Raw genomic sequence first — 20,815 nt, forward strand, 5'->3', positions numbered from 1 at the left:
CCGCTGCTACAGCACCCCGCCGCGCCGCAGCGCGTACTGCTCCATCAGCTGGCCACGGGACATCTCCAGCCGGTGCGCGAGCACCTCGGCGACGCAGCGCATCAGCGACAGCCCGAGGTCGGTGTCCGCCTCGCACAGCCGCAGCACGGCCGTCGCGTCGAACTCGTAGGCGCGCACCGGGCTGAACGCCAGCGCCCCGAAGTCCCATTCGTACGGCGGGAACAGCCAGGACCAGCCCAGCAGGTCGCCCGCGCCGAGCCCGGCGACGGTGATCCGCTGCACCTCGTTCAGCCGCTGGTCCAGCGAGACCGCGCCGGAGCGGATCACCCAGAACCGGTCGGCGTGGCCGCCGGACTCGAAGATGCGGGTGTCCTCCAGGAAGTGCACCTCCCGGGCCAGCCTCATCAGGCTCTCGCGCTGGGGGAGGGGGAGGGCGGTCAGGATCTTGATCGCTTTGGTCATGGGACGGGGCTCCTCGCCGGGATGCGGTCCGGGTGCTTTCCCTCCCTCCTCATTTCAGCCGCTGCCGCCGTTCGGGGCACCTCGGCGGACGGAACGGGTCCGTGAGCGCTCGGCCGGCCCGTGTCCGGGCATGAAACAGCCCTGGCTGGACGGGGGAAACCAGCCAGGGCCGCAAGCGGTGGTGTCCGGAGGAACCTGGTCGACTCCGTCACCACGATGAGTGAACGATAAACCATTGACCAAAGGTTCGCGTAATCGGGAGGTGTTCACCGTCTGTGACCTCCTTCACCCGGCCTTCCCCACCCGGTCCCCGGGACGGCGTCCCGGGCCTAGGCGACGACCCGCACGGTCTCCAGACCGGGGTCCGACGGGTCCGGCAGATACATCCCCGCGTCCAGTCCGGTCCGCAGATAGCGCAGCACGGGCTCGGTCAGCCGCTCGCCCGGCAGCACCGCCGGGATCCCCGGCGGGTACGGGGTGATCATCTCCGCGGCGACCCGCCCGGCGGCCTTCTCCGCCGGCACCTCCTCGGCCGGGGCGAAGAACGCGTCCCGCGGCAGCACCGCCTGCTCCATCCGCAGCTCGCCCGGCTCCGGCACCGCGACCTGAGGGCCGCCGCGCAGCCCGGGCGCCGCCCGCCCCAGCTCCCGCAGCGCCGACAGCAGCTCGCCGGCGGTCTCCCGGTCGTCGCCGTGGGTGATCTGCGCGCCGATGCGCCGGTGGTCGACCAGGTGGGCGTCGACCGCGCGGTGCTTCCGCAGCCAGTCCGCGGCCCGGTAGCCGGTGATGCCCAGTTCACTCAGGTCGATCACGCACGGCAGCGGGTCGAAGTCGTCCGCGAGACCCGGCCCGCAGTAGTCGTCCCGGCCGTCGACGTGCATCCCGTCGATCTCCTCGACGGCCGCCCGCACCTCCTCCGCCAGCGTCAGAGCCGACCCCATCAGCTCCTCGCCGCGCAACGCCATCTGCCGCCGCCAGCCGTCCAGACCCGCGTAGATCAGCACCGAGGGGCTGGTGGTGCTCAGCAGGTCGGCGCGCATGCCCAGCAGCGCCGGCGGCACCAGATCCCCCCGCAGGTGGAACACCGAGCCCTGCTCCAGGCCGCTGCCCATCTTGTGGATGCTGGTCACGCAGATGTCCGCGCCCGCGTCCATCGCCCACGACGGCAGCTCCGGATGGAAGGGCAGGTGCGCGCCCCACGCCTCGTCCACGATCAGCGGGCGCGAGCGCCGGTGGCACACGTCGGCGATCTCCCACAGCGCCGCCGTCGCGCCGTACGGCGTCGGACTGGTCACCAGGGCGCCGCGCGCGTCCGGGTGCGCCTCGAAGGCCTGCTCGAACTCCGCGGCCGACGGAGGATGCGCCAGATGGCGTTCGGCGTCCCACCGCGGCTCCACCCACACCGGCTCGATGCCGGACAGGATCAGCCCCGACACCACCGATTTGTGGGCGTCCCGGCCGATCAGCAGCTTCTCGTGCGGCCCCGCGACCGACAGCATCGCCGCCTTCACCGACAGGGAGCTGCCGCACGTGCTGAAGAAGGTGTGCTCGGCGTGCACCGCGTCGGCCATCAGGTCCTGCGCCGACTGCAGCACCCGGCCCCGGGTGAGCCGGTCGTCCAGACCGCCCGTCGCCAGCACGTCGCCCAGGAAGACGGCGTCCCCGAGGATCTCGCGCACCGCCGGATCGGCTCCCCGTGCCTGCTTGTGGCCCGGCGGCGTGAACCCCAGCCGTCCGCTGCGGCGGTGCTCCTCCAGTGCTTCCAGGACCGGTGCCCGGTGGTGATCGACAGCCATGCGTCACCGGGTGCCCGGCGCTCTCCGCGTCAATCCGCCGCGTCCGGGTACGGCCGCGTCAGCCGGACGCGGCGTGCTTGCCCGGCGTCAGGATCTCGTCCAGCACCCGCAGCACCACTCCGTAGGCCACCGTGCGGACCTCGGCGTCCCGCGCGGCGCCGGGATCCTGCGGATCCTCCCCGTTCAGCCGCTCGCCCCGGGCCCGCCAGGACCGCTCCTCCTGTGCCGCGCAGGCTCGCGCCCGCTGGATGCGCCGCAGCAGTTCGTCCGAATCCACCACATCGGTCATGCGCCCCGGGTACCCCCGGTGAACCGTGCGCATGACGGGCAGGCGGGAACAGGCGGAAAAGGGTCCGAGAGGTTTGCCTGAACCGTGACAGGTGAGCCGAAAAGGGAGATCCGAGGCAAAACGCCTCCCACCTGTCACCGACCCAGGGAGCCGCCCCATGAGCGAGGAGCACCTCATCGAACCCGTTGTCCGGCTGCCCGGCGACCGGCCCGCCGGGCAGCCGTGCCCGTCCCGGCCCGCCGAGGTGCGCGAGGCCGTCCTGCGGGCGGTGGCCGAACGCTGCCTGGCCACCCGTACCCCCTGCGACACCGACGCCCTGGCGGACGCCCTGCTCGTCGCCTCGGAACTCACCACCAACGCGATCCTGCACGGCGGGGGAGTCACCGGCTTCGAGGTCGACGTCGACGTCGACGGCCCCGGCGTCCGCCTGTCCGTCAGCGACCGCAGCGACGCCCTGCCCGTCGCCGTGCCGGCCGCCGGCGAGGGACGGCGCCGCCCCGGCGGCCACGGCTGGCCCATCGTGTGCCGGCTGGCCCGCGACGTCCGGGTGTCCGACCTGCCCGCCGGCGGCAAGCGGATCACCGCCCTCGTCCCCCTGGTCTGAGGCTGGTCCGAGGCCCGGCCCGGGCGCCCGCACGGGACCGGCGGCAATTTCCGCGAAGAAGCGGAGTTTGTTCTACCGGGTCGGGGGCAATCGGAGGTTCGTGCTTCGGACCGGAGGCGCGCCGACGGGAGTGGTACGACCGCTCCGGGACTCGGGATTCCTCCGTGCGTCCCGCGACGACCACCCCGCGGTAGATCCCTGAAACCACCGTTCGGGAGCTGAAACCGCATGCTCATTGACACGTCCGCCCCTCGTTCCGGCTCCTCCGGAACGACCGCCGCCGCGTCCCGTCGGCGGCACGACGACGCCCCCGACACCACGACGCTCTTCTCCCGACTGGCGTCCCTCGAGGACGGACCCGAGCGGGACGCGGTCCGGGACGAGCTCGTCACCGCCTGGCTGCCCATGGCCCACCGGATCGCCGGCCGCTTCCGCGACCGCGGCGAGTCCATCGAGGACCTGCGCCAGGTGGCGGCCCTCGGCCTGGTGAAGGCCATCGACCGGTTCGACCCGAGCCGCGGGGCCTTCGAGAGCTACGCCGTCCCCACCATCACCGGCGAGGTCAAGCGCCACTTCCGGGACCGCATGTGGGCGCTGCGCGTCCCCCGCCGGATCCAGGAACTGCGCAACAAGGTGCGCGTGGCCCGCCGCGAACTCACCCAGAACCCCGGCAGCCCCGAGCCGTCCGTGGCGGACATCGCCGCCCACACCGGGCTGACCGAGGAGGAGGTGTCCGCCGGCATGGAGGCGCTGGAGAGCTTCAGCACCCTGTCCCTGGACGCGGAACTCTCCACCGACGACGACGGCTACAGCCTCGCCGACACCCTCGGCGCCTCCGACTCCTCCTACGACGTGGTGGTCGACCGCGAGTCGGCCAAGGAGGGGCTGCGGCGCCTGCCGGAGCGCGAGCGCGCCATCCTCTACATGCGCTTCTTCGAGGACATGACCCAGAGCCGGATCGCCGACCGGCTGGGCATCTCCCAGATGCACGTCTCCCGCCTGATCAGCCGCAGCTGCGCCCGTGTGCGCGCCGACGTGCTGGGGCAGCGCCCCGGCCGCCGCGGCGGCGGACAGCCCACCGCCTGACCGACCCCCGCACCGCCCGTCCAGGAAAGCGAGTCCCATGCTGAAGCCCCACCCCACCGTGCTGCGCCGCCTCGTCGAGGAGTACGAGACGCTGACGGCGGCCCCGACGACCGCTCCCGAGTCGCGGATCGCCGACCTGGCCTACACCCTGTGCGTGTCGACCGGCACCCGGGACGTGGGACAGGCGCTCGCCACGGCACGCGCCTGGCTGGCGCCGGACGGACGGGACACCGCCGCGACGGCCGTGCCGGCCGCCGTGTGACCCCACGCAGGAAGGGAACCCGAGGCCCATGAGCGAATCCGAGTTCACCCCGGAGCACCGCCCCGTGGACGTGTACCTCGACCTGCTGCGGGTGCGGATGGACACCGAGGACTACCGGCTTCTGCTCCGCCTGGTGGAGCCGGTCCTCGAGGCCATCGACGAGCACCGCCTGTCGGGCCTCGACCTCGCGCTGGACGACGGGGACGAGGAACTGCCCCAGGAGGTCCGCGACGAGGCCGCCCTGGTCATCGCCACGGCGGTCACCGGCCGCCTGGACAACGAGGTGGTCGAGCTGGAGGTCGACGACAGCGGGCCGGTCCGGGTCGTCACCGACGCGGAGACCGCCGCCGACCCCTCCCGGCTGGGCGAGATCGCCGGCATCATCCGCGACCGCCACCGCCAGAACGAGGAACTGCGCGGCATCGCCGAGGCCAGCGGCCTGCCCACCGACTTCTGACCACACCTCCCTCCCCCTCACCGCCGGGGCCGCGGATCCGATCCGCGGCCCCGGCGCCGTGCGTGGGGCGTGCCGCCGCGCGGCCGTGATCCAGGTGGTGGCGTCGGCGGTCCCGGGACCCGGCCGGCCACGGCGCGTTCGGGGCGGGGCGCCGGGCGGCGGTCGCCGGCGCACCGGATCCGGGGCCTCAGCGCTCGGGCGTCACGACCGGTACGTCCAGGGGGCGGGCGAGGCCGACGACCGCCTCGTCCAGACGTTCCAGATGGCGCAGTACGCGGCCGGTGATCCGGCCGTAGCGGGCGGCGTCGTCGTCCGCCAGCAGCGAGGCGATGCTCGGACCCGTCTCCACCGGCGCGGTGACCTCCTCGTCGGCGACCCGGGCGGCGATCGTCCCGATGTTGCGCACCGTGCGGCCCGCCGCGCCCCGCAGCCGGGGGTCCGCCGCGATCGACGGATGGGTCGGCAGCAGCTCCGCCGTCGCCGCCAGCGACCGCGCGTGGTACGCGCAGGTCTCCAGCAGCGCCACCACGTACCGGGCGGTGGTGCGCCGGGCCCGCAGCGGGGTGACCGGGTGGGTGAGCGGCTTGGTGGCCGAGCGCAGGTCGCCCAGGGCCTGGTCCAGCTCGCGCGCCTTGTCCAGCAGCTCGTCCGCGGGACCGCCGCTGAGCTGCGCCACGGCCGCGTCCGTCACGTCCGACAGCCGCTCCAGCACGGTCACCAGCAGCTCGTTGGTGCGCCGGTCGGTGCGCACCGGCAGCACCAGCGCCGCCGCCACCACCCCGCACACCGCGCCCAGCGCCGTCTCCTCCACCCGCAGCACCAGCACCTCCCAGCTGTAGGCGTGCAGCAGGGTGTACAGCAGCCCCAGCATCGCCGTGACGAAGAACGACATCAGCGTGTACGACAGCGGCGCCGTGTAGAACATGGCGAAGATCAGCACCAGCACCAGCACGAACGCCACCACGGTGTGCCCGCCGACCAGCCCGGCCAGCAGGATCCCGGCGACCACGCCGAAGACCGTGCCCAGCAGCCGCCGGTAGCCCTTGACCAGGATCTCCCCGGTGGAGGCCGTGTTGATGAAGACGATCCAGCAGGTCAGCACCGCCCAGTACCAGCGGTCCGTGGACAGCAGCTCGCCCCCGACGATGGCCAGCGTCGAGCCGACGGACACCTGCACGGCCGCACGGGTGGTGGGCCGCTGCAGGCCCTTCGTCTCCTCGTCCTGCTCCGCCTCCTCGGCGTCGATGGCGGCGTCCTCGGCGTCCAGCTCCTCCCGGGACCTGGCCGTCGCCGGACTGTCGTCCGACTCGTCCTGCGGGCCGTCCAGGGCGGTGCGCAGCCCCATGACCGCGCGGGCCGCCTCACCCACGCCCCGGAACACGTCCCGTACGGGCGCCGAGGCCGCCGGCAGGTTCTCCTCGTCCCGGTAGCCGAGCAGGCGGTTGCGCACCTGGGCCACGCCCGTGCCGGCCGTCCCCGTCCGCAGCACCAGCGTGCGCAGCGCCCGCAGGTCGCGGCGGAGCAGCGCGGTCGCCTCCTCCGGGCCGGGCAGCCGGCGCACCTCCGGAGCGGGGGCGCCGGGCAGATGCAGGGTCAGGGTGTCCGCCCGCTCGGCGCTGCGGGCGGACAACAGCAGCAGTCCCAGCCGCTCGGCGGCGATCTCCGCGTCGGCGACGCGCCGCTGCACCAGGCGCGCGGTCGGCTCGTCCGGGGTGCCCTCCTCCAGCCGGCTCTGGATCATCAGCGCCGTCTCGTGCAGCCGGGCGGTGCGCTCCCGCAGCTCCTCCAGCGCCTTGTCGGCCTCGTCGGGAGCGGCGTCCAGCAGCGCGATCTGCGCGGACACCAGCCGCGCCAGCCGGACCCGGAACGCCTGGCGCAGCCGTACCAGCAGCCCCGCCGGCGTCACCGGCACGACGGCGAACCGCACCAGGGCGCTGCACACGAATCCGACCGCCATGACCGCCCACAGCGCCGGGAGCTGCCCGGGCGACGCGCCCACGAACAGGGACATGAAGTACACCTGGAAGCCGATCAGGCCCAGCGCCATCCCCCGGTCGCCGAACCGGCGGCCGTACACCGCGCAGAAGATCAGGGCGACGGCGAAGACGTCGCCGATCACCGTCCGTTCGCTGAGCAGCGCGCCCAGGGACACCGACACCAGCGCCACCGGCAGTCCCAGCGCCAGCGTGACCGCCTGCGCTCCCCGCCGCCGCTCCCGGATGGCGAAGGTGGCGGCCATCGAGGTCATCGCGCCCGCCACCAGATGGGTGACGCCGGCGCCGGCCGGGGAGAGCACGGCCAGGGTCAGCGCGATGGCCCCCACCGTCCGCAGTCCGGCGGTCAGCCGCAGCAGCCCGGGGTCGGACGCCGCCAGGTGGTCGCGCAGCCGTGTGCCCCACCGGCGTCCCGCCGCCATCACGCCCGCGCACGCTCCCCCGTCGTCACCGCTCCGTCCGTGGTCCTGGCTTCCGTCCGCCGGGTCACCGAGCCGCCCGGCCCGCTTCCTCGACGTGCGCCCGCACCTGCTCCGGTGTCAGGTAGGCGTCCAGGTACTCGAAGTCGCGCAGGTTGCCCGGCCGGTGCGCCTGGAAACCGGTGCGCACGAAGTCGTCGCCGGCCACCGCGTTCAGCAGCCAGTTGGTCATGACGCGGGTCTTGGCGACCCCGGTGCGCAGCGCGGACCAGTGGTAGCCGCGGGCCACCACCTGGGCGGGCAGGCCGTGCAGCTCGTAGCCGAGCGGCTTGGACACCGCGTCGGTGCCGCCGAGGTCCACCACGAGCCCCAGGTCCTGGTGCACGTACGGCCGGGTCGGCCGGCCCCGCAGGGTGGCGATGACGTTCTCCGCGACGTGCCGGCCCTGCCGCAGCGCGTGCTGCGCGGTCGGCGGGCACACGGCGTCGTCGCCCTTGGCCAGGTCCGGCACCGCGGCGGAGTCACCGAGCGCGAACACCCCGTCGTGGCCCGGCAGCCGCATGTCCGCGTTGACGGCGAGCCGGCCCCGCACGGTCTCCGCGTCGAGCGTGCCGATGAGCGGGCTGGCCACCACCCCGGCGGTCCAGATCAGGGTGCGCGTGGGCACCACCCGGCCGTCGGTGAAGGTGACCTCCTCGGCGCCCGCCTTGGCGATGGACACGCCCAGGGAGATCTCGATGCCGCGCCGGGTGAGGATCTCCTGCGCGCTGCGGCCCAGCTTCTCGCCCAGCTCGGGCATGAGCTTGGGCGCGATGTCGATCAGGTGCCACTTGATCAGGCCGGGGTCCAGACGCGGGTAGCGCTTGACGGCGGCGTGCGTCAGCCGCTGCAGGCACGCCGCGGTCTCGGTGCCCGCGTAGCCGCCGCCGACCACCACGAACTGCAGCCGCGAGGCGCGCTCCGCCGGATCGGTGCAGGCGTCCGCCAGGTCCAGCTGGGAGATCACGTGGTCGCGCAGGTAGGCGGCCTCGGCCAGCGACTTCAGCCCGAAGGCGTGGTCGGTCAGGCCCGGGATGTCGAAGGTGCGGGTGACGCTGCCGGGCGCCAGCACGATGTAGTCGTACGGCTCGTCGACGATCTCCCCGGCGATGGTCCGGATGACGCACACCTTGGCCTTGAGGTCCACGCCGATCGCGCCGCCCGGGATGATCCGGGTGCGGTACTTCTCGCTGCCCCGCAGGGAGAGCGCGATCGACTGGGGGGTCAGCACCCCGGAGGCGACCTGGGGGAGCAGCGGCAGATACAGCTGGTAGGACATCGGGGTCACCAGCGTCAGCTCCGCCTCGCCCGGAGTGAGCCTGCGTTCCAGCCGCCGCACGCACTCCACACCGGCGAAACCGGCGCCCACCACGAGGATCCTGGGTCGTGTCACGGTGTCCATCCCTTCGTGCGGCTTCAGGCGTTCCGCCTCGAACGTCGATGCCTGACGCGTGCCCCTCTTCAGCTCCACGATGCCCGCCGCGGCCCCGGACCGCACCGGGAGCGGTCGGGGCGGGGGACCCCGCCGCGGCCCGCGCGACGCCTCAGCCGCGCAGGTGGCAGAGGAGCAGACACACGTCGTCGTCGCGCTCGGAGTCGCTCAGCAGCGGATGGAGGACACGGTCCGCCGCGTCCTCCAGGTCCGTGTCCAGCTCCGCGCGGTCGAACGACGAGAGGACCGCGCCCAGTCGCTCGATGCCCGGGTCTATGCCCCGCGCGCGCCGCTCCACCAGGCCGTCGGTGTAGAGGGCCAGCGTCGAGCCGGGCGTCAGCCGCTCGGTGTGGTCGGCGATGTCCTGGCTCAGCGGGATGCCCAGCATCGCCCCCGGCTTCGCGTCCAGCGTGCGCACCCGGCCGTCCGGCAGCCGCAGCACCGGCGGCGGATGGCCCGCCGCGGCCCAGGTCAGCGTGTGGCCGTCCGGGTGGAAGCGGGCGATGACGGCCGTCGCGAACAGGTCCGGCTGGAGATGGCGCAGATAGCCGTGCAGCCGGGTCAGCAGCCGCCCCGGGCCGTCGCCGTCCACGGCGTAGGCGCGCAGCGCGGTGCGCAGCTGGCTCATCATCACCGCGGCGTGCAGCCCGTGCCCGGTCACGTCGCCGATGACGGTGACCAGGCTGCCGTCCCGCTGCTGGAACGCGTCGTACCAGTCGCCGCCGATGTTCAGCCCGTGCGTGGCCGGCAGATAGCGCGCGGCCAGACCCACGCCCGGCGTCGACGGCAGCTCCGTCAGCAGCGCCCGCTGCAGCGTCTCCGCGATGTCCCGGTTGTGCTCGAAGCGGCGGGCGTTGTCCAGCGCGATCCCGGCCCGCCGGGCGAGCTCGATCAGCATCACCGCGTCGTCCGGGTCCCAGCGCTCGCCCTGCGGCGACAGCGTCAGCACGCCCAGCGGCGCCCGGCGCGGCGTCAGCAGCGGCACGCACAGCAGCGGCCGGTCCGGGGCCAGCGCCGACGGCGGCCGGTCCTCCACACCGGGCAGGTTGCCGGGGTGGTCGGCGGCGTACTGCGGGCGCCCGGTACGGGCGGCGAGCACCGCCGCGCCCGGGTGCGTCGCGGGCGCCGGCCGGCCGTCCTCGGAGTCGAACAGCCAGACGTCGACGCCGTCGGCGTACCGCGGCACCAGCAGCTCCGGCAGCCGGCGCAGGATCTCGTCATGGTTCAGCGACGCGGTCAGCACGGCGCTGGCGTCCGCGAGGAACGTCAGCCGCCGCCGCGCGTTCTCCGCCTCCGTGCGCGCCCGGCGCTCCGCGGCGAACGCCTCCCGCTGCGCCCTGCCCGCCGCGTCCAGTTCGGCGTGCAGCGCCAGGACCCCCTGGTTGGTCTGGTGCAGCTCCTCCCGGTGGAAGGCGACCAGCCCCTCCTGCTCGGCCAGCCCCTGAAGCACCACCGAGGTGTCCTCGTCGGCCCCCAGCAGCCCCTCGGACAGCACGGCCGCATCCTCCGGCACCGGGCACGGGTCGGACACCCGGCCCGGCTCGGGACAGGGCACGCCCGTCGTCCACGGGGAGCGCTCCCCGGCGGCGTCCGGGGACGGCACGATCACCACGTGCAGCTCGCCCGGCCCGGCGTCCTCGCCCCCGGTCGTCTCCAGCGTGAGCAGCCAGGTGCCGCCCTTGGTGAGGCACTGCCGCAGCTGCCCGCTGAGGGCGGTGGCCAGCCGGGTCCGCGCCACGGTGGGCACGCCGCAGGCGGCGGCCAGCCGCGCCACGGCGATCCGGGCGCGGGCCGCGTCGGTGACGGTCGTGATGCGCCAGGCGCGCGTCATGAACGAGCCTCCGGGACGCTGGCGAGCACGGCCACGGCGGTGTCGTCCCGCACCGGGCGGGCCGCGCTGCCCGCGTCGCGGACCGCCACGCCGGCCGTCACGGCCGGGTCGGCCGGGGGCACACCGGTGTCCGAGGGCGGCGTCCAGCGGGACGACAGCCCGTCCGTGTGCAGGATCAGCAGGCTGTCCGGGGTCCAGTCGACCTCGTCCTCGCGCACCGTGCGGGGCCGGTGCGCGCCGACGATCCCGGGCCGGGACAGCAGCGTCCGCCAGCGCCCGCCGTCCCGCAGCCGCGCGGTCACGTTGCCGATGCCCGCGAACCGCAGCCGCCCGGTCCAGGTGTCGAGCTGGGCCGCGGCGACCGCCGCGCCGCGGGTCCCGGACAGCGCGGTGTGCAGCCGCTGGAGCAGTTCGGCGGGCGGCAGCCGGGCGCAGTGGCGCAGCTCCTCCACGGCGGCGTCGGAGGCGCGGGCGGCCTCGGCGCCGTGGCCCAGCCCGTCCGCCAGCATCAGCGTCACCCGGTCGCCGGACCGCACCCACGACCAGGCGTCGCCGGACAGCTCGGCGCCCGCGAACGGCACGTTGACGCCGCCCGCGCGCACGCCGAGCGACCGCGCCGGGTCCTCGTCCGGGACGAGACCGATCGTGGCGGGCCCGACCCGGGCCACCGCGACCGTGCCGCGGCCGGGCACGCTGTGCAGGCCGAAGGCGTCGGCGACCCGCCGGCACGTTCCCAGGCCCGCGCCGAGCGAGCCGCTGGTGGTGAAGCCGTCCTCGAACGCGCCGGGCACGTCGGCGATGCCCGGCCCGTGGTCGAGCGCGGTGATCTGCACGGCCCGCCCCGGCCGCCCCTCGGGCAGCACGGCGGGATCGACGACGTCGACGACCACCTCGCCGGCCTTCGCGTGCTTCAGCAGGTTGGTCGCCAGCTCGGTGGCGACCAGGGCGCACGCCGCCCGGCGCTGTTCGTCCAGTCCGGCCCGGGCCGCGGCCTCCTCCGCCGCCACCCTGGCGTCCCGCACCCGGGTCGAGTCGTGCACGGGCACGTGCCACACGCGCGGCATCACGCACCTCCGCGCGGCCGGACCGGCCGGGACACCCACGAGGTGACCCGCACGGTGGTGCCCGCCCCCGGAGTGCTGTCGACCTGGAAGTCGTGCACCAGGCGCCGCGCCCCGCCCAGCCCCATGCCCAGTCCGTCGCCCGAGGTGTAACCGTCGCTGAGGGCCCGGTCGAGATCCGCGATCCCGGGGCCCTCGTCGGAGAAGGTCAGCCGCAGCCCGGCCGTCCCGTCGGCGGCGGTGACCCGCGACGTCTCCAGGACGCCGCCCCCGCCGTGCACCAGCGTGTTGCGGGCCAGCTCGCTGGCCGCCGTCACCAGCTTCGTCTGGTCCACCAGTCCGAAGCCGAGCCGGGTCGCGGCCTGCCGCACGTGCTGACGCACCCACGCGAGGTCCAGGTCCGACCGGATGGGCAGCCGCGCCTCGACGTCCGCGGCGGTGTCCATCACGGTCTCCCCTCGCCGCCGGACCGGCTCGCGACGATGGGTTGCGCCAGCAGTTCCAGCGCCGCCTCGGTGGTGAGCGCGGTGCGCAGTTCCGGGAACGTCAGGCCCAGCTCCACCAGCGTGATCGCCACCGCGGGCCGCATGCCCGCCACCACGGTCCGCGCGGCCAGCAGCTCGGTCTGCGCCGCGGTCTCGGCCAGCACCCGGCCGAGGAAGGAGTCGACGATCTCCACCCCGGAGATGTCGATCACCACGCCGGTGACCCGGCTGGCGGCGATCGTCTCGGCCAGGTCCTGCTGGAGCTGGGAGGCCATGCTGTCGTGCAGGTCGCCCTGGAGGGTGACCAGCAGCACGTCCCCGAGCCGCAGCACCGGCACGTGTCCCGCGACCGGGCGGGCGAAGTGCTCGCTCACCGCCGGACCGCACCCTCGGCCGGGGCGTTCACGATGTTCGCGCCCAGCTCGTTCAGGCAGTACCCGAGCGCGTCGGCGAGGCTCGCGCGGGTCTTGACCGTGCCGAGGTCCAGTCCGAGGTGCACGATGGTCTGCGCGATCGCCGGGCGGATGCCGGAGACGACGCACTCGGCGCCCATCAGCCGGGCGGCGGCGACCGTCTTCATCAGGTGCTGCGCCACCAGCGAGTCGACCGTCGGCACGCCGGTGATGTCGAGGATCGCGAACCGGGCGTGCTGGTCGACGACCGCGTTCAGCAGCGTCTCCATCACCACCTGGCTGCGGGCGCTGTCCAGCGTCCCGATCAGCGGGACCGCGACGATCCCGTCCCACAGCTTGATCACCGGTGTCGCCACCTCCAGCAGCTGCAGCCGCTGCCGGTCGATCAGGGCCTGGTTCTCGCTCAGCGCGGTCTGCATGGTGACCAGCCGCAGGGTGCCCATCAGCACGCTCAGCGCGGTCGCGCACTCCCGCCGCCGCTCCGGGTCCTCCTGTTCCAGATCGGCCACCAGGAGGTTCTCCACCGGCGGCAGCAGCGCGGCCAGCTCGCTGGAGACCTGGGTGATGGACAGCCCCGCGCGGGACCGGGCCGCCCCCATCCGGGCGAGCTGCTCGCGGACCCCGGTGAACCCCGCGGCGTCCGGGTCCTCGATCCGCTGCGCGTCGGCCACCTGGGCCAGCGCGTCCACGATCACCCGGCCCGCGTCCACCGCCTCGTCGCGGGAGACGGTGAACACCGTACGGAACAGGGGCTCGTCCGCCCATCGCTGGGCGATCTGCTCCCGTCGCCGCCGCAGGAAGTCCCCGACCTCCCGGGCGGGGGTTCCGTGGGTCGCGTCCGCTTCGTGCTCCGGCACCTGTCTGCTCTCCTCCTCGTCACATGCGCCCGGACCCGTGCCGGGACCGGGCGGGTCGGCTTTGCTCAGGCCTCGGGCTCGGCCGGGGCCGGCTCGTGCCGGTCCACGCGCTCCAGCGCCTCGTCGACGCTTCCCGAGACGGGCACGGTGATGCTGACGCCCGTCAGGTCGAGAATCCGGCGCACGGCCGGGGTGGGGGAGATGATGTGCACGCTCCCAGGCAGCTCCCGCGCCTCCTGGTAGACGCGCAGGATGATGTTCATGCCGGAGGAGTCCATGAAGGGGACCGCCGACAGATCCAGCAGGAAGTGCCGGCGGCCGTGGTGCAGCTGGTTGGCCAGGTGGTGCTGGAACTCGGTCGCCGTGTCGACGTCCAAGTAGCCCTCCACCGTGAGCAGCGCCACATCCTCACGGGGAAGTGTCACCTCTACGGACAACGGATCCTGGGCAATGGGCACGAGTACCTCCAACAAGGTGATCAAGCTCTTCGTCGCGCAGCCGCGCGTACCCCCGAATCGCCCCTTCATGCCTGCGCCCGCCCGATCGGCCGCACGGGTGACCTACCCCACCCTGATCCCCACGATGCAGGTGTCGTCGTCGGTGTCCGACCTGCTGTACGTGAGCAGCCGGTCCAGCCGCTGGTCGAGCGTGCCCGGCACCGTGGCCGCGGTGGTGAGCAGATGCGTCAGCGACTCCTCCACCGAGCGGTCCCGGCGCTCGATCAGCCCGTCCGTGTACATGAGGAGGTTGTCCTCCGCGGCGAGCTGCACCTCCCCCTCCTCGTAACGCGCCTCCGGCACGGCGCCCAGCAGCAGACCTTGCACCGGGGGCAGCGGGGCCGCCTCGGAGCCGCGCACCAGCACCGGCGGCAGATGGCCGGCCCGCGCCCACCGCAGGGTGCGGGTGGCCGGGTCGTACAGGCCGCACACGGCGGTGGCCGTGACCCCGCCGGTCAGATGGTGCGCCACCATGTTGAGCCACGACAGCAGCTGCCCCGGTCCCGCGCCGGTGACGGCGAGCCCGCGCAGCGCGTTGCGCAGCACCACCATGCTGGTCGCCGCCTCGATGCCGTGACCGGCGACGTCGCCCACGCACAGCAGCACCAGCCGGGACGGCAGCACCACCGCGTCGTACCAGTCGCCGCCGACCAGCTGCTCCGCCTCGGCGGGCCGGTAGCGCACGGCCACGTCCAGGTCGGGCACCTGCAGCGGCGCCTGCGCGGGCGGCATGATCGCGCGCTGCAGCTGCAGCGCCAGCCGGTCCCGCTCGCTGGCGTGCTGCTCGGTGTGGGCGAGCTGGTCGCGGGTCGCCGCCAGCGCCACCTCGGTCCAGTGCTGCGACGAGATGTCCTGGTAGGCGCCCCGTACGGTGAGCAGCCGCCCGTCGGTGTCCAGCACCGGCTCGGCGACCACCCGGATGTGCCGGGTCACCCCGTCGGGCCGCTGCAGCCGGAAGGCGGCCGAGGCCGGCCGCCGGTGGTGCAGCAGCGTGCGCAGGAAACGGCCGATGGTGACCGCGTCGTCCGGGTGGGCGTGCGCCGGCAGGTTCTCCAGCGGCACCGGCGGGCTGGTCTCAGGACGCCCGTACAGGTCGAACAGCTGGCCGTTCCAGGTGATCTCCCCGGTCAGCAGGTTCTCCTCGAACCCGCCGATCCGGCCGAGCCGCTGCGCGTGCTGCAGCAGGCTCGCCAGCCGGGCCGTCTCGTCCTCGATCCGCCAGATGAACAGGATCCCCGCGCCGTGCCGGCTCACGCTGATGTCCGCGACCGCCGACAGCGGCACCTGGTCGACCAGCGCGGTCAGGTGCATGCGCCGGGCCCGGAACGGCTCACCCGTGGCGTACACCCGCTCGATCCGCTGGAACAGCTCGCTCTCCCCGGCGGCCATCGGGTACGCCTCCAGCAGCAGCGCCCCGCTGACCATGCCGCGCGGCCGGCCCGCCGGGTCCAGGAAGCGGCTGTTGACGTGCTGGATGCGGAAGTCGAGCAGGTTCCCCGACTCGTCCAGGTGCGGCACCAGCACCAGGGCCGGGTCGTACAGCCCGTCGGCCAGGTCCATCAGCTCCGCGGCGTCCGGCAGCACCCGCGGCGGCCGGCTGGGGTCGTCCGGCACGGTGAACGTCTCCAGGGTGTGCGCGCACAGCTCGGCCAGCGCCTCCACCTGCCGCACGATCTGCGGCGGCTGCGAGGGCAGCGGCGTGGGCCAGACGATCTCCAGCACCCCGTACACACGCCCCCCGGTGCCGGCGGGCACCGCCGCGCGGCCGCCGTCGGGGTGGTGGTGCCGCCCGACGCTGGGCAGCCCCCGCTGGGACAGCGACTCGATCCACAGCCCGTCGCGCTCGGCCAGACCGCACCGCGCGACCGTCGCCACGTCCGGCGGCACGTAGTACCAGCGCGCCGCCTCGGCGGGGGAGAAGCCCGCACTGCCCGCCAGGGTCAGCGACCCGTCGGCGGCGGCCGCCCAGATCGCCACGGCCACCGCGCCCAGCGGACGCAGCGCCTGCTCCAGCAGCGACTCGGCCACCGCCTGGGTGTCGTCGGCGGCGAGCGCCCCGCTCTCCGCCGCGCGCAGCCGTACGGCCGCCGGGTCCGCCTCCGCCTCGCCGGCCGCCCGGGTGGCGGCCAGGAAGGCGTTGGTCACCTCGGACATCCGGTCCCGGGCGGCCTGGTTGATCACCTCGACCGCGAACTCCAGCTGGGTCGTCCCGGCCTGCTCGGTCAGTTCGGCGAGCTGCCGGGCCGCCTGCGCGGGACCGCAGCCGAGGCGCTCCACGAGGATGCCCTTGGCGAGCTCGATCAGGGCCCGCCCCTCGGCCTCCGCCTGCGCGGCGCGCACCTCACGGCTCAGCCGGTCCACCGTCGCCGCCAGCCGGCCCACGGGGGAGTCGGCGGCCACCCCGGCGGGTCCTGCCGGGGTGCGCCGCAGCTCCATCTCCTCGGGCGGCGGCTCGCCCACGTGCTCGTCGAGGCTCATGCCGGCAGCCAGCGGCGGACGCAGGCGATCAGCTCACGGCTGTCGACCGGCTTGGTGACGTAGTCGCTGGCGCCCGACGCGAGGCTCTTCTCCCGGTCGCCGGGCATCGCCTTCGCGGTCACCGCGATGATCGGCAGGTCCGCGTACTGCGGCATCGTCCGGATCTCGGCCGTGGCGGCGTACCCGTCCAGCTCGGGCATCATCACGTCCATCAGGACCAGCGCCACGTCCGGGTTCTCCACCAGTCTCTCGATGCCCTTGCGGCCGTCCTCGGCGTGCAGCACCCGGAAACCGTGCAGCTCCAGGATGCCGCTCAGCGCGAACAGGTTGCGCGCGTCGTCGTCCACGACCAGCACGGTCCGGCCCGCGAACGAGCCGTCCACCACGGCCTCCGGCGTCGCCCGCTGCGCCTCGTCCGGGCGCACCAGCGACAGCACGTCGCCGGGCTCCTCCGCCGACAGGTGCAGCGCGATCCGCTCCCGCAGGTCGTCCAGGCTGGACAGGAACTCCAGCGCCGTGCCCGAGGCGCGGGAGCGCAGGGCCGCCTCCACGTCGGCGTCGGCGCGGTGCCCGCTGTGCACCAGGACGGGCACGCTCGCCAGGGCGGAGTCCCCGCGCAGGGCCTCCAGGAAGCGGGTCACCTCCGCCTCCGCCATGCCCAGCTCCAGCACCACGCAGTGGCAGGGGTCGGCGGCCAGCGCGCCGGCCGCCTCCTGGGCGCCGACGGCGGTGATGATGTCCACCGACGGCCGGGAGCCGCCGCCCGCGTGCGCGACGTCCTGCACCACGCTCTCCGCGACCAGGGTGAGCAGCCCGCGGGGCCGCTCCTCCACCACCAGCAGCCGGCGCGGGCGTTGTCCCGGCTCGGCCGGAGCGGCCTCGATCGCGGGCGCCCGGCGGGACGTGGCCTCCGGCAGCTCCGCGCCGCCGGCCGGCTCGCTCTCCACGGCCGGCGCGGGCCGCAGCTGCTGCTCGAAGTCCGGCCGGGCCACCGGCAGGAACAGCGTGAACGTGGACCCCTGTCCGGCGACGCTGTCCACGGTGACCGCGCCGCCCAGCAGGTGCGCGATCTCCCGGGTGATGGACAGGCCCAGGCCGGTGCCGCCGTACTTGCGGCTGGTGGTGCCGTCGGCCTGCTGGAAGGCGCCGAAGATCGACTCCAGATGCTGTTCCGGGATGCCCACCCCGGTGTCCCGCACCCGGAAGGCGACCACGGGACCGCCCCGGAGCACCTCGCCGGGCACCTCGTCGTCCGGGGCCGGCTCGATCCGCAGCTCCACCTGGCCCCGCTCGGTGAACTTCACCGCGTTGGACAGCAGGTTGCGCAGCACCTGACGCAGCCGCGAGTCGTCGGTGAGCAGGTCCGCGGGCGCGCCCGGCGCCGTGGTGACCGTGAAGTCCAGGCTCTTCTGCATGGTCATCGGCCGGAAGGTGACCTCGACGTACTCGACGAGCCGGCGCAGCTCCACCCGCTCGGGGCTGACGTCCATCTTCCCGGCCTCGACCTTCGACAGGTCGAGGATGTCGTTGATCAGCTGGAGCAGATCCGAGCCCGCCGAGTGGATGATCTGCGCGTACTCCACCTGCTTGGGGGAGAGGTTGCGCGAGGGGTTCTGGGCGAGCAACTGGGCCAGGATCAGCAGGCTGTTGAGCGGGGTGCGCAGCTCGTGGCTCATGTTCGCCAGGAACTCCGACTTGTACTTCGAGGCGAGCGACAACTGCTGCGCCCGCGCCTCGAGTTCCTGCCGGGCCTGCTCGATCTGGAGGTTCTTCGCCTCGATGTCCCGGTTCTGCGCGGCCAGCAGCGCCGCCTTGTCCTCCAGTTCGGCGTTGGACCGCTGCAGTTCCTCCTGCTGGGTCTGCAACTCCGCCGACCGCTCCTGCAGTTCGGCGGTCAGCCGCTGCGACTCCACCAGCAGCTCGTCGGTGCGGGCGTTCGCCACGATGGTGTTGACGTTGACGCCGATGGTCTCCATGAGCTGCGCCAGGAAGTCCTGGTGGATCTGGGTGAACGGGGTCACCGACGCCAGCTCGATCACGCCGAGGACCTGGCCCTCGACCACGATCGGCAGCAGCACCAGGGCGGTCGGCACCACCTGGCCGAGTCCGGAGGAGATGGTCACGTAGTCCGGCGGCAGCGCGTCCACCAGGATGGTGCGCCGGCTGCGCGCGGCCTGCCCGACGAGGGTCTTGCCGAAGGGGATGCGGGTCGGCCGCTCGCTGTCGTCCGGGTAGCCGTAGGAGCCGACGAGACGCAGCTCGGGACCGTCCTCGCCGTCCTCCGCGAGGTAGAAGGCGCCGTACTGGGCGGACACCAGCGGCACCAGCTCGTCCATGATCAGCTCCGCGACCACGGGCAGGTCGCGGTGGCCCTGCATCAGCCCGGACACCCGGGCCAGGTTGGTCTTGAGCCAGTCCTGCTCCTGGTTGGCCCGGGTGGTCTCGCGCAGGGACTCCACCATCGCGTTGATGTTGTCCTTGAGCTCGGCGACCTCGCCGGACGCCTCCACGTTCACCGAGCGGGTCAGGTCGCCCTCGGCGACCGCGCTGGTCACCTCGGCGATCGCGCGGACCTGCCGGGTGAGGTTCCCCGCCAGCTCGTTGACGTTCTCCGTGAGCCGCTTCCACGTGCCGGAGACGCCCTCGACCTCCGCCTGTCCGCCGAGCCGTCCCTCGGTGCCGACCTCGCGGGCGACGCGGGTGACCTCGTCGGCGAAGGCGGAGAGCTGGTCGACCATCGTGTTGATGGTGTTCTTGAGTTCGAGGATCTCGCCGCGGGCGTCGACGGTGATCTTCTGCGACAGGTCGCCCTTCGCCACCGCCGTCGTCACCTGGGCGACGTTGCGGACCTGAGCCGTCAGGTTGCCCGCCATGGCGTTCACCGAGTCGGTGAGGTCCGCCCAGGTGCCCGAGACCCCCGGCACCTGCGCCTGACCGCCGAGCGTCCCCTCGGTCCCCACCTCGCGTGCGACACGGGTCACTTCGGAGGTGAACAGCGACAGCTGGTCCACCATCCCGTTGAAGACCTTGGCGATGTCCCCCATGAGTCCGTCGGCGTCGCCCGGGAGCCGGGTCCCGAAGTCCCCGTCCCGGACGGCCGTCAGCCCCGCGAGGAGCTGCCTCAGCTCCTTGTCCCCCGGCACCGTGTCGGTCCCCTCGGTGCTTCTGCTGGTCATGCGCACCCTCGCTCCGGCCCCATTCAGTGCGCATTCCCGCAGATCAGCGGAGTCGCGCGACGAGAAATACGCCGCAGGTTAACCCACCTCGCGGGCGCGCGACAAAGCGGGTCCGGGCGGTCTCCGGACCCGTCGAGAATCACTGTGACCGGCGGGCATGTATCCCCGAAACGGGGGTACGTGACTGGGTTTCACGGTGACCGCGCCAGGTTGGCCGCTTTCGACGGGCGCCGTTCGAATGTGTGCGCGCCTGAGGGGTATCTGCTCAGGGGGAGAGGGGCGGAGTCCGGCCCCGCTCCTGTCATGGGGAGCAGTCGTCATTCGGGGAGGCCGGAAGCAGTGCCCACCGACATCATCTGGTCGTACGCGTCAGACCTGGACCACGTCCGCGGGGCGGACCTGACGGGGTTCACCGTCGTCGCGAGCGACGGCGCCGCCGGCCATGTGGACCGCCAGGCCGGCCATCACGGCATGCCGCATCTCGTCGTGGACACCGGAGTGTGGGTGTTCGGCCGCAGCCTCCTGGTGCCCGTCGGCATGGTCACGTCCGTGGACACCGCGGAGCGGAAGCTGACGGTGTCCTGCACCCGGGGCGAGCTGAAGGCCGCGCCGCGCTTCCGCACCGACAGCGAGACCATGGACCGCGCCTACCTCACCGCCGTCGGCGACTACTACCGCGGGCTGCTCCGCCAGGAGCGGCCCGCCGGATGAGCGCGGGGCGCGGCGGGCCGCGTCACCACGGCAGGAAGACGTGGATGTCCTTCCCGCGCTCGTGGGTCACGACGCTCACCTGGTCGCAGAGCGTGTGGATCAGATGCCACCCGATGCCGCCCCCGCCGCTGTGCGGATGGAACGGGCGCGGGGCAGGCTCGGTGGTGCTGGTGTCGTGCATCACGACGTGCACCCCGTCGAACGTGCGGCGCAGCCGCAGCTCGAACGGGCCGGGGGCGTACTGCACCGCGTTGGCGGCCAGTTCCGTCACCACCAGGAGTATGTCGTCCCAGTGCTCCGGCGCCGACGGCGCCGACGCGCGGGCCAGGTCGAAGAGGAATTCCTCCGCGACCAGACGCGCGTCCGTCACATCGTGCAGCTCCCCCGGGAAGCTGGCGATGCGGCTCGTGATCTCCTCGCCGGTCAGTGTCCTGTCCCTCTGCGGCTCGGGTGCCATGTCGCCTTC

Annotated in this window: 19 protein-coding genes; 5 read left to right on the plus strand and 14 right to left on the minus strand. The window is 73.8% G+C overall.

All coding sequences use genetic code 11. The annotated features are described in order from the left end of the window. Positions 1 to 6: 6 nt before the first annotated feature. The 3 genes from C1708_RS29905 to C1708_RS29915 all read right to left on the minus strand — a co-directional run bounded on the left by C1708_RS29905 (position 7) and on the right by C1708_RS29915 (position 2,547). Positions 7 to 462, minus strand: coding sequence for a cyclic nucleotide-binding domain-containing protein (locus tag C1708_RS29905; RefSeq protein ID WP_106415610.1), 456 nt, complete (start codon positions 460 to 462; stop codon positions 7 to 9). A 329-nt stretch (positions 463 to 791) separates the two neighbouring features. Further along, positions 792 to 2,258: an aminotransferase class I/II-fold pyridoxal phosphate-dependent enzyme gene (locus C1708_RS29910; protein ID WP_106415611.1), complete on the minus strand. Its 1,467-nt coding sequence runs from the start codon at positions 2,256 to 2,258 to the stop codon at positions 792 to 794. Positions 2,259 to 2,316: 58 nt separating this feature from the next. Then, positions 2,317 to 2,547 (minus strand): hypothetical protein, encoded by a 231-nt coding sequence (locus C1708_RS29915; RefSeq protein ID WP_106415612.1) that lies wholly within the window; start codon positions 2,545 to 2,547, stop codon positions 2,317 to 2,319. 157 nt (positions 2,548 to 2,704) lie between these two features. Here C1708_RS29915 and C1708_RS29920 point away from each other — a divergent pair, with 157 nt between their 5' ends. The 4 genes from C1708_RS29920 (at position 2,705) to C1708_RS29935 (ending at position 4,956) form a co-directional block, all read left to right on the plus strand. Further along, complete coding sequence (locus C1708_RS29920) at positions 2,705 to 3,151, plus strand: ATP-binding protein (RefSeq protein ID WP_106415613.1); 447 nt, start codon at positions 2,705 to 2,707, stop codon at positions 3,149 to 3,151. A gap of 228 nt (positions 3,152 to 3,379) precedes the next feature. Continuing rightward, entirely contained in the window at positions 3,380 to 4,237 is an 858-nt protein-coding gene (locus tag C1708_RS29925; protein ID WP_106415614.1) for a SigB/SigF/SigG family RNA polymerase sigma factor, read from the plus strand. A gap of 37 nt (positions 4,238 to 4,274) precedes the next feature. Next, positions 4,275 to 4,499, plus strand: coding sequence for a DUF5133 domain-containing protein (locus C1708_RS29930; RefSeq protein WP_106415615.1), 225 nt, complete (start codon positions 4,275 to 4,277; stop codon positions 4,497 to 4,499). A gap of 28 nt (positions 4,500 to 4,527) precedes the next feature. Further along, positions 4,528 to 4,956 carry a hypothetical protein gene (locus tag C1708_RS29935; RefSeq protein ID WP_106415616.1) on the plus strand — a complete coding sequence of 143 codons (429 nt, stop codon included), beginning with the start codon at positions 4,528 to 4,530 and terminating at the stop codon, positions 4,954 to 4,956. 187 nt (positions 4,957 to 5,143) lie between these two features. On the opposite strand, the gene C1708_RS29940 is transcribed toward C1708_RS29935, so the two are convergent. From C1708_RS29940 to C1708_RS29985, 10 genes are all read right to left on the minus strand, one after another. Next, positions 5,144 to 7,375, minus strand: coding sequence for an FUSC family protein (locus C1708_RS29940; RefSeq protein ID WP_391664088.1), 2,232 nt, complete (start codon positions 7,373 to 7,375; stop codon positions 5,144 to 5,146). A gap of 61 nt (positions 7,376 to 7,436) precedes the next feature. Next, a complete protein-coding gene (locus C1708_RS29945) occupies positions 7,437 to 8,810 on the minus strand; it encodes an NAD(P)/FAD-dependent oxidoreductase (RefSeq protein ID WP_198602760.1) in 1,374 nt (457 codons plus the stop codon). 142 nt (positions 8,811 to 8,952) lie between these two features. Continuing rightward, positions 8,953 to 10,671, minus strand: coding sequence for a PP2C family protein-serine/threonine phosphatase (locus C1708_RS29950; RefSeq protein WP_106415618.1), 1,719 nt, complete (start codon positions 10,669 to 10,671; stop codon positions 8,953 to 8,955). After that, on the minus strand, positions 10,668 to 11,735 hold the full coding sequence (locus C1708_RS29955) for an ATP-binding SpoIIE family protein phosphatase (protein ID WP_106415619.1): 1,068 nt from the start codon (positions 11,733 to 11,735) through the stop codon (positions 10,668 to 10,670). The genes C1708_RS29950 and C1708_RS29955 overlap by 4 nt, the downstream gene beginning before the upstream one ends. After that, complete coding sequence (locus tag C1708_RS29960; RefSeq protein WP_106415620.1) at positions 11,735 to 12,178, minus strand: anti-sigma regulatory factor; 444 nt, start codon at positions 12,176 to 12,178, stop codon at positions 11,735 to 11,737. Before C1708_RS29960 ends, C1708_RS29955 begins: the two co-directional genes overlap by 1 nt. After that, complete coding sequence (locus C1708_RS29965; RefSeq protein ID WP_106415621.1) at positions 12,178 to 12,591, minus strand: STAS domain-containing protein; 414 nt, start codon at positions 12,589 to 12,591, stop codon at positions 12,178 to 12,180. Before C1708_RS29965 ends, C1708_RS29960 begins: the two co-directional genes overlap by 1 nt. After that, positions 12,588 to 13,487 (minus strand): STAS domain-containing protein, encoded by a 900-nt coding sequence (locus tag C1708_RS29970; RefSeq protein WP_106415622.1) that lies wholly within the window; start codon positions 13,485 to 13,487, stop codon positions 12,588 to 12,590. The genes C1708_RS29965 and C1708_RS29970 overlap by 4 nt, the downstream gene beginning before the upstream one ends. A 65-nt stretch (positions 13,488 to 13,552) precedes the next feature. After that, positions 13,553 to 13,945: an STAS domain-containing protein gene (locus C1708_RS29975; protein WP_106416549.1), complete on the minus strand. Its 393-nt coding sequence runs from the start codon at positions 13,943 to 13,945 to the stop codon at positions 13,553 to 13,555. A 102-nt stretch (positions 13,946 to 14,047) separates the two neighbouring features. After that, positions 14,048 to 16,462: a SpoIIE family protein phosphatase gene (locus C1708_RS29980; RefSeq protein WP_106415623.1), complete on the minus strand. Its 2,415-nt coding sequence runs from the start codon at positions 16,460 to 16,462 to the stop codon at positions 14,048 to 14,050. Then, positions 16,459 to 19,638, minus strand: a complete 3,180-nt coding sequence (locus C1708_RS29985; RefSeq protein ID WP_106415624.1) for a hybrid sensor histidine kinase/response regulator — start codon at positions 19,636 to 19,638, stop codon at positions 16,459 to 16,461. The genes C1708_RS29980 and C1708_RS29985 overlap by 4 nt, the downstream gene beginning before the upstream one ends. Before the next feature lie 339 nt (positions 19,639 to 19,977). Here C1708_RS29985 and C1708_RS29990 point away from each other — a divergent pair, with 339 nt between their 5' ends. Next, positions 19,978 to 20,349 carry a hypothetical protein gene (locus tag C1708_RS29990; protein WP_106415625.1) on the plus strand — a complete coding sequence of 124 codons (372 nt, stop codon included), beginning with the start codon at positions 19,978 to 19,980 and terminating at the stop codon, positions 20,347 to 20,349. A gap of 22 nt (positions 20,350 to 20,371) precedes the next feature. On the opposite strand, the gene C1708_RS29995 is transcribed toward C1708_RS29990, so the two are convergent. Then, positions 20,372 to 20,806 (minus strand): ATP-binding protein, encoded by a 435-nt coding sequence (locus tag C1708_RS29995; RefSeq protein ID WP_106415626.1) that lies wholly within the window; start codon positions 20,804 to 20,806, stop codon positions 20,372 to 20,374. Positions 20,807 to 20,815 lie beyond the last annotated feature (9 nt).

The organism is Streptomyces sp. DH-12 (genome assembly GCF_002899455.1).
GTDB lineage: Bacteria > Actinomycetota > Actinomycetes > Streptomycetales > Streptomycetaceae > Streptomyces.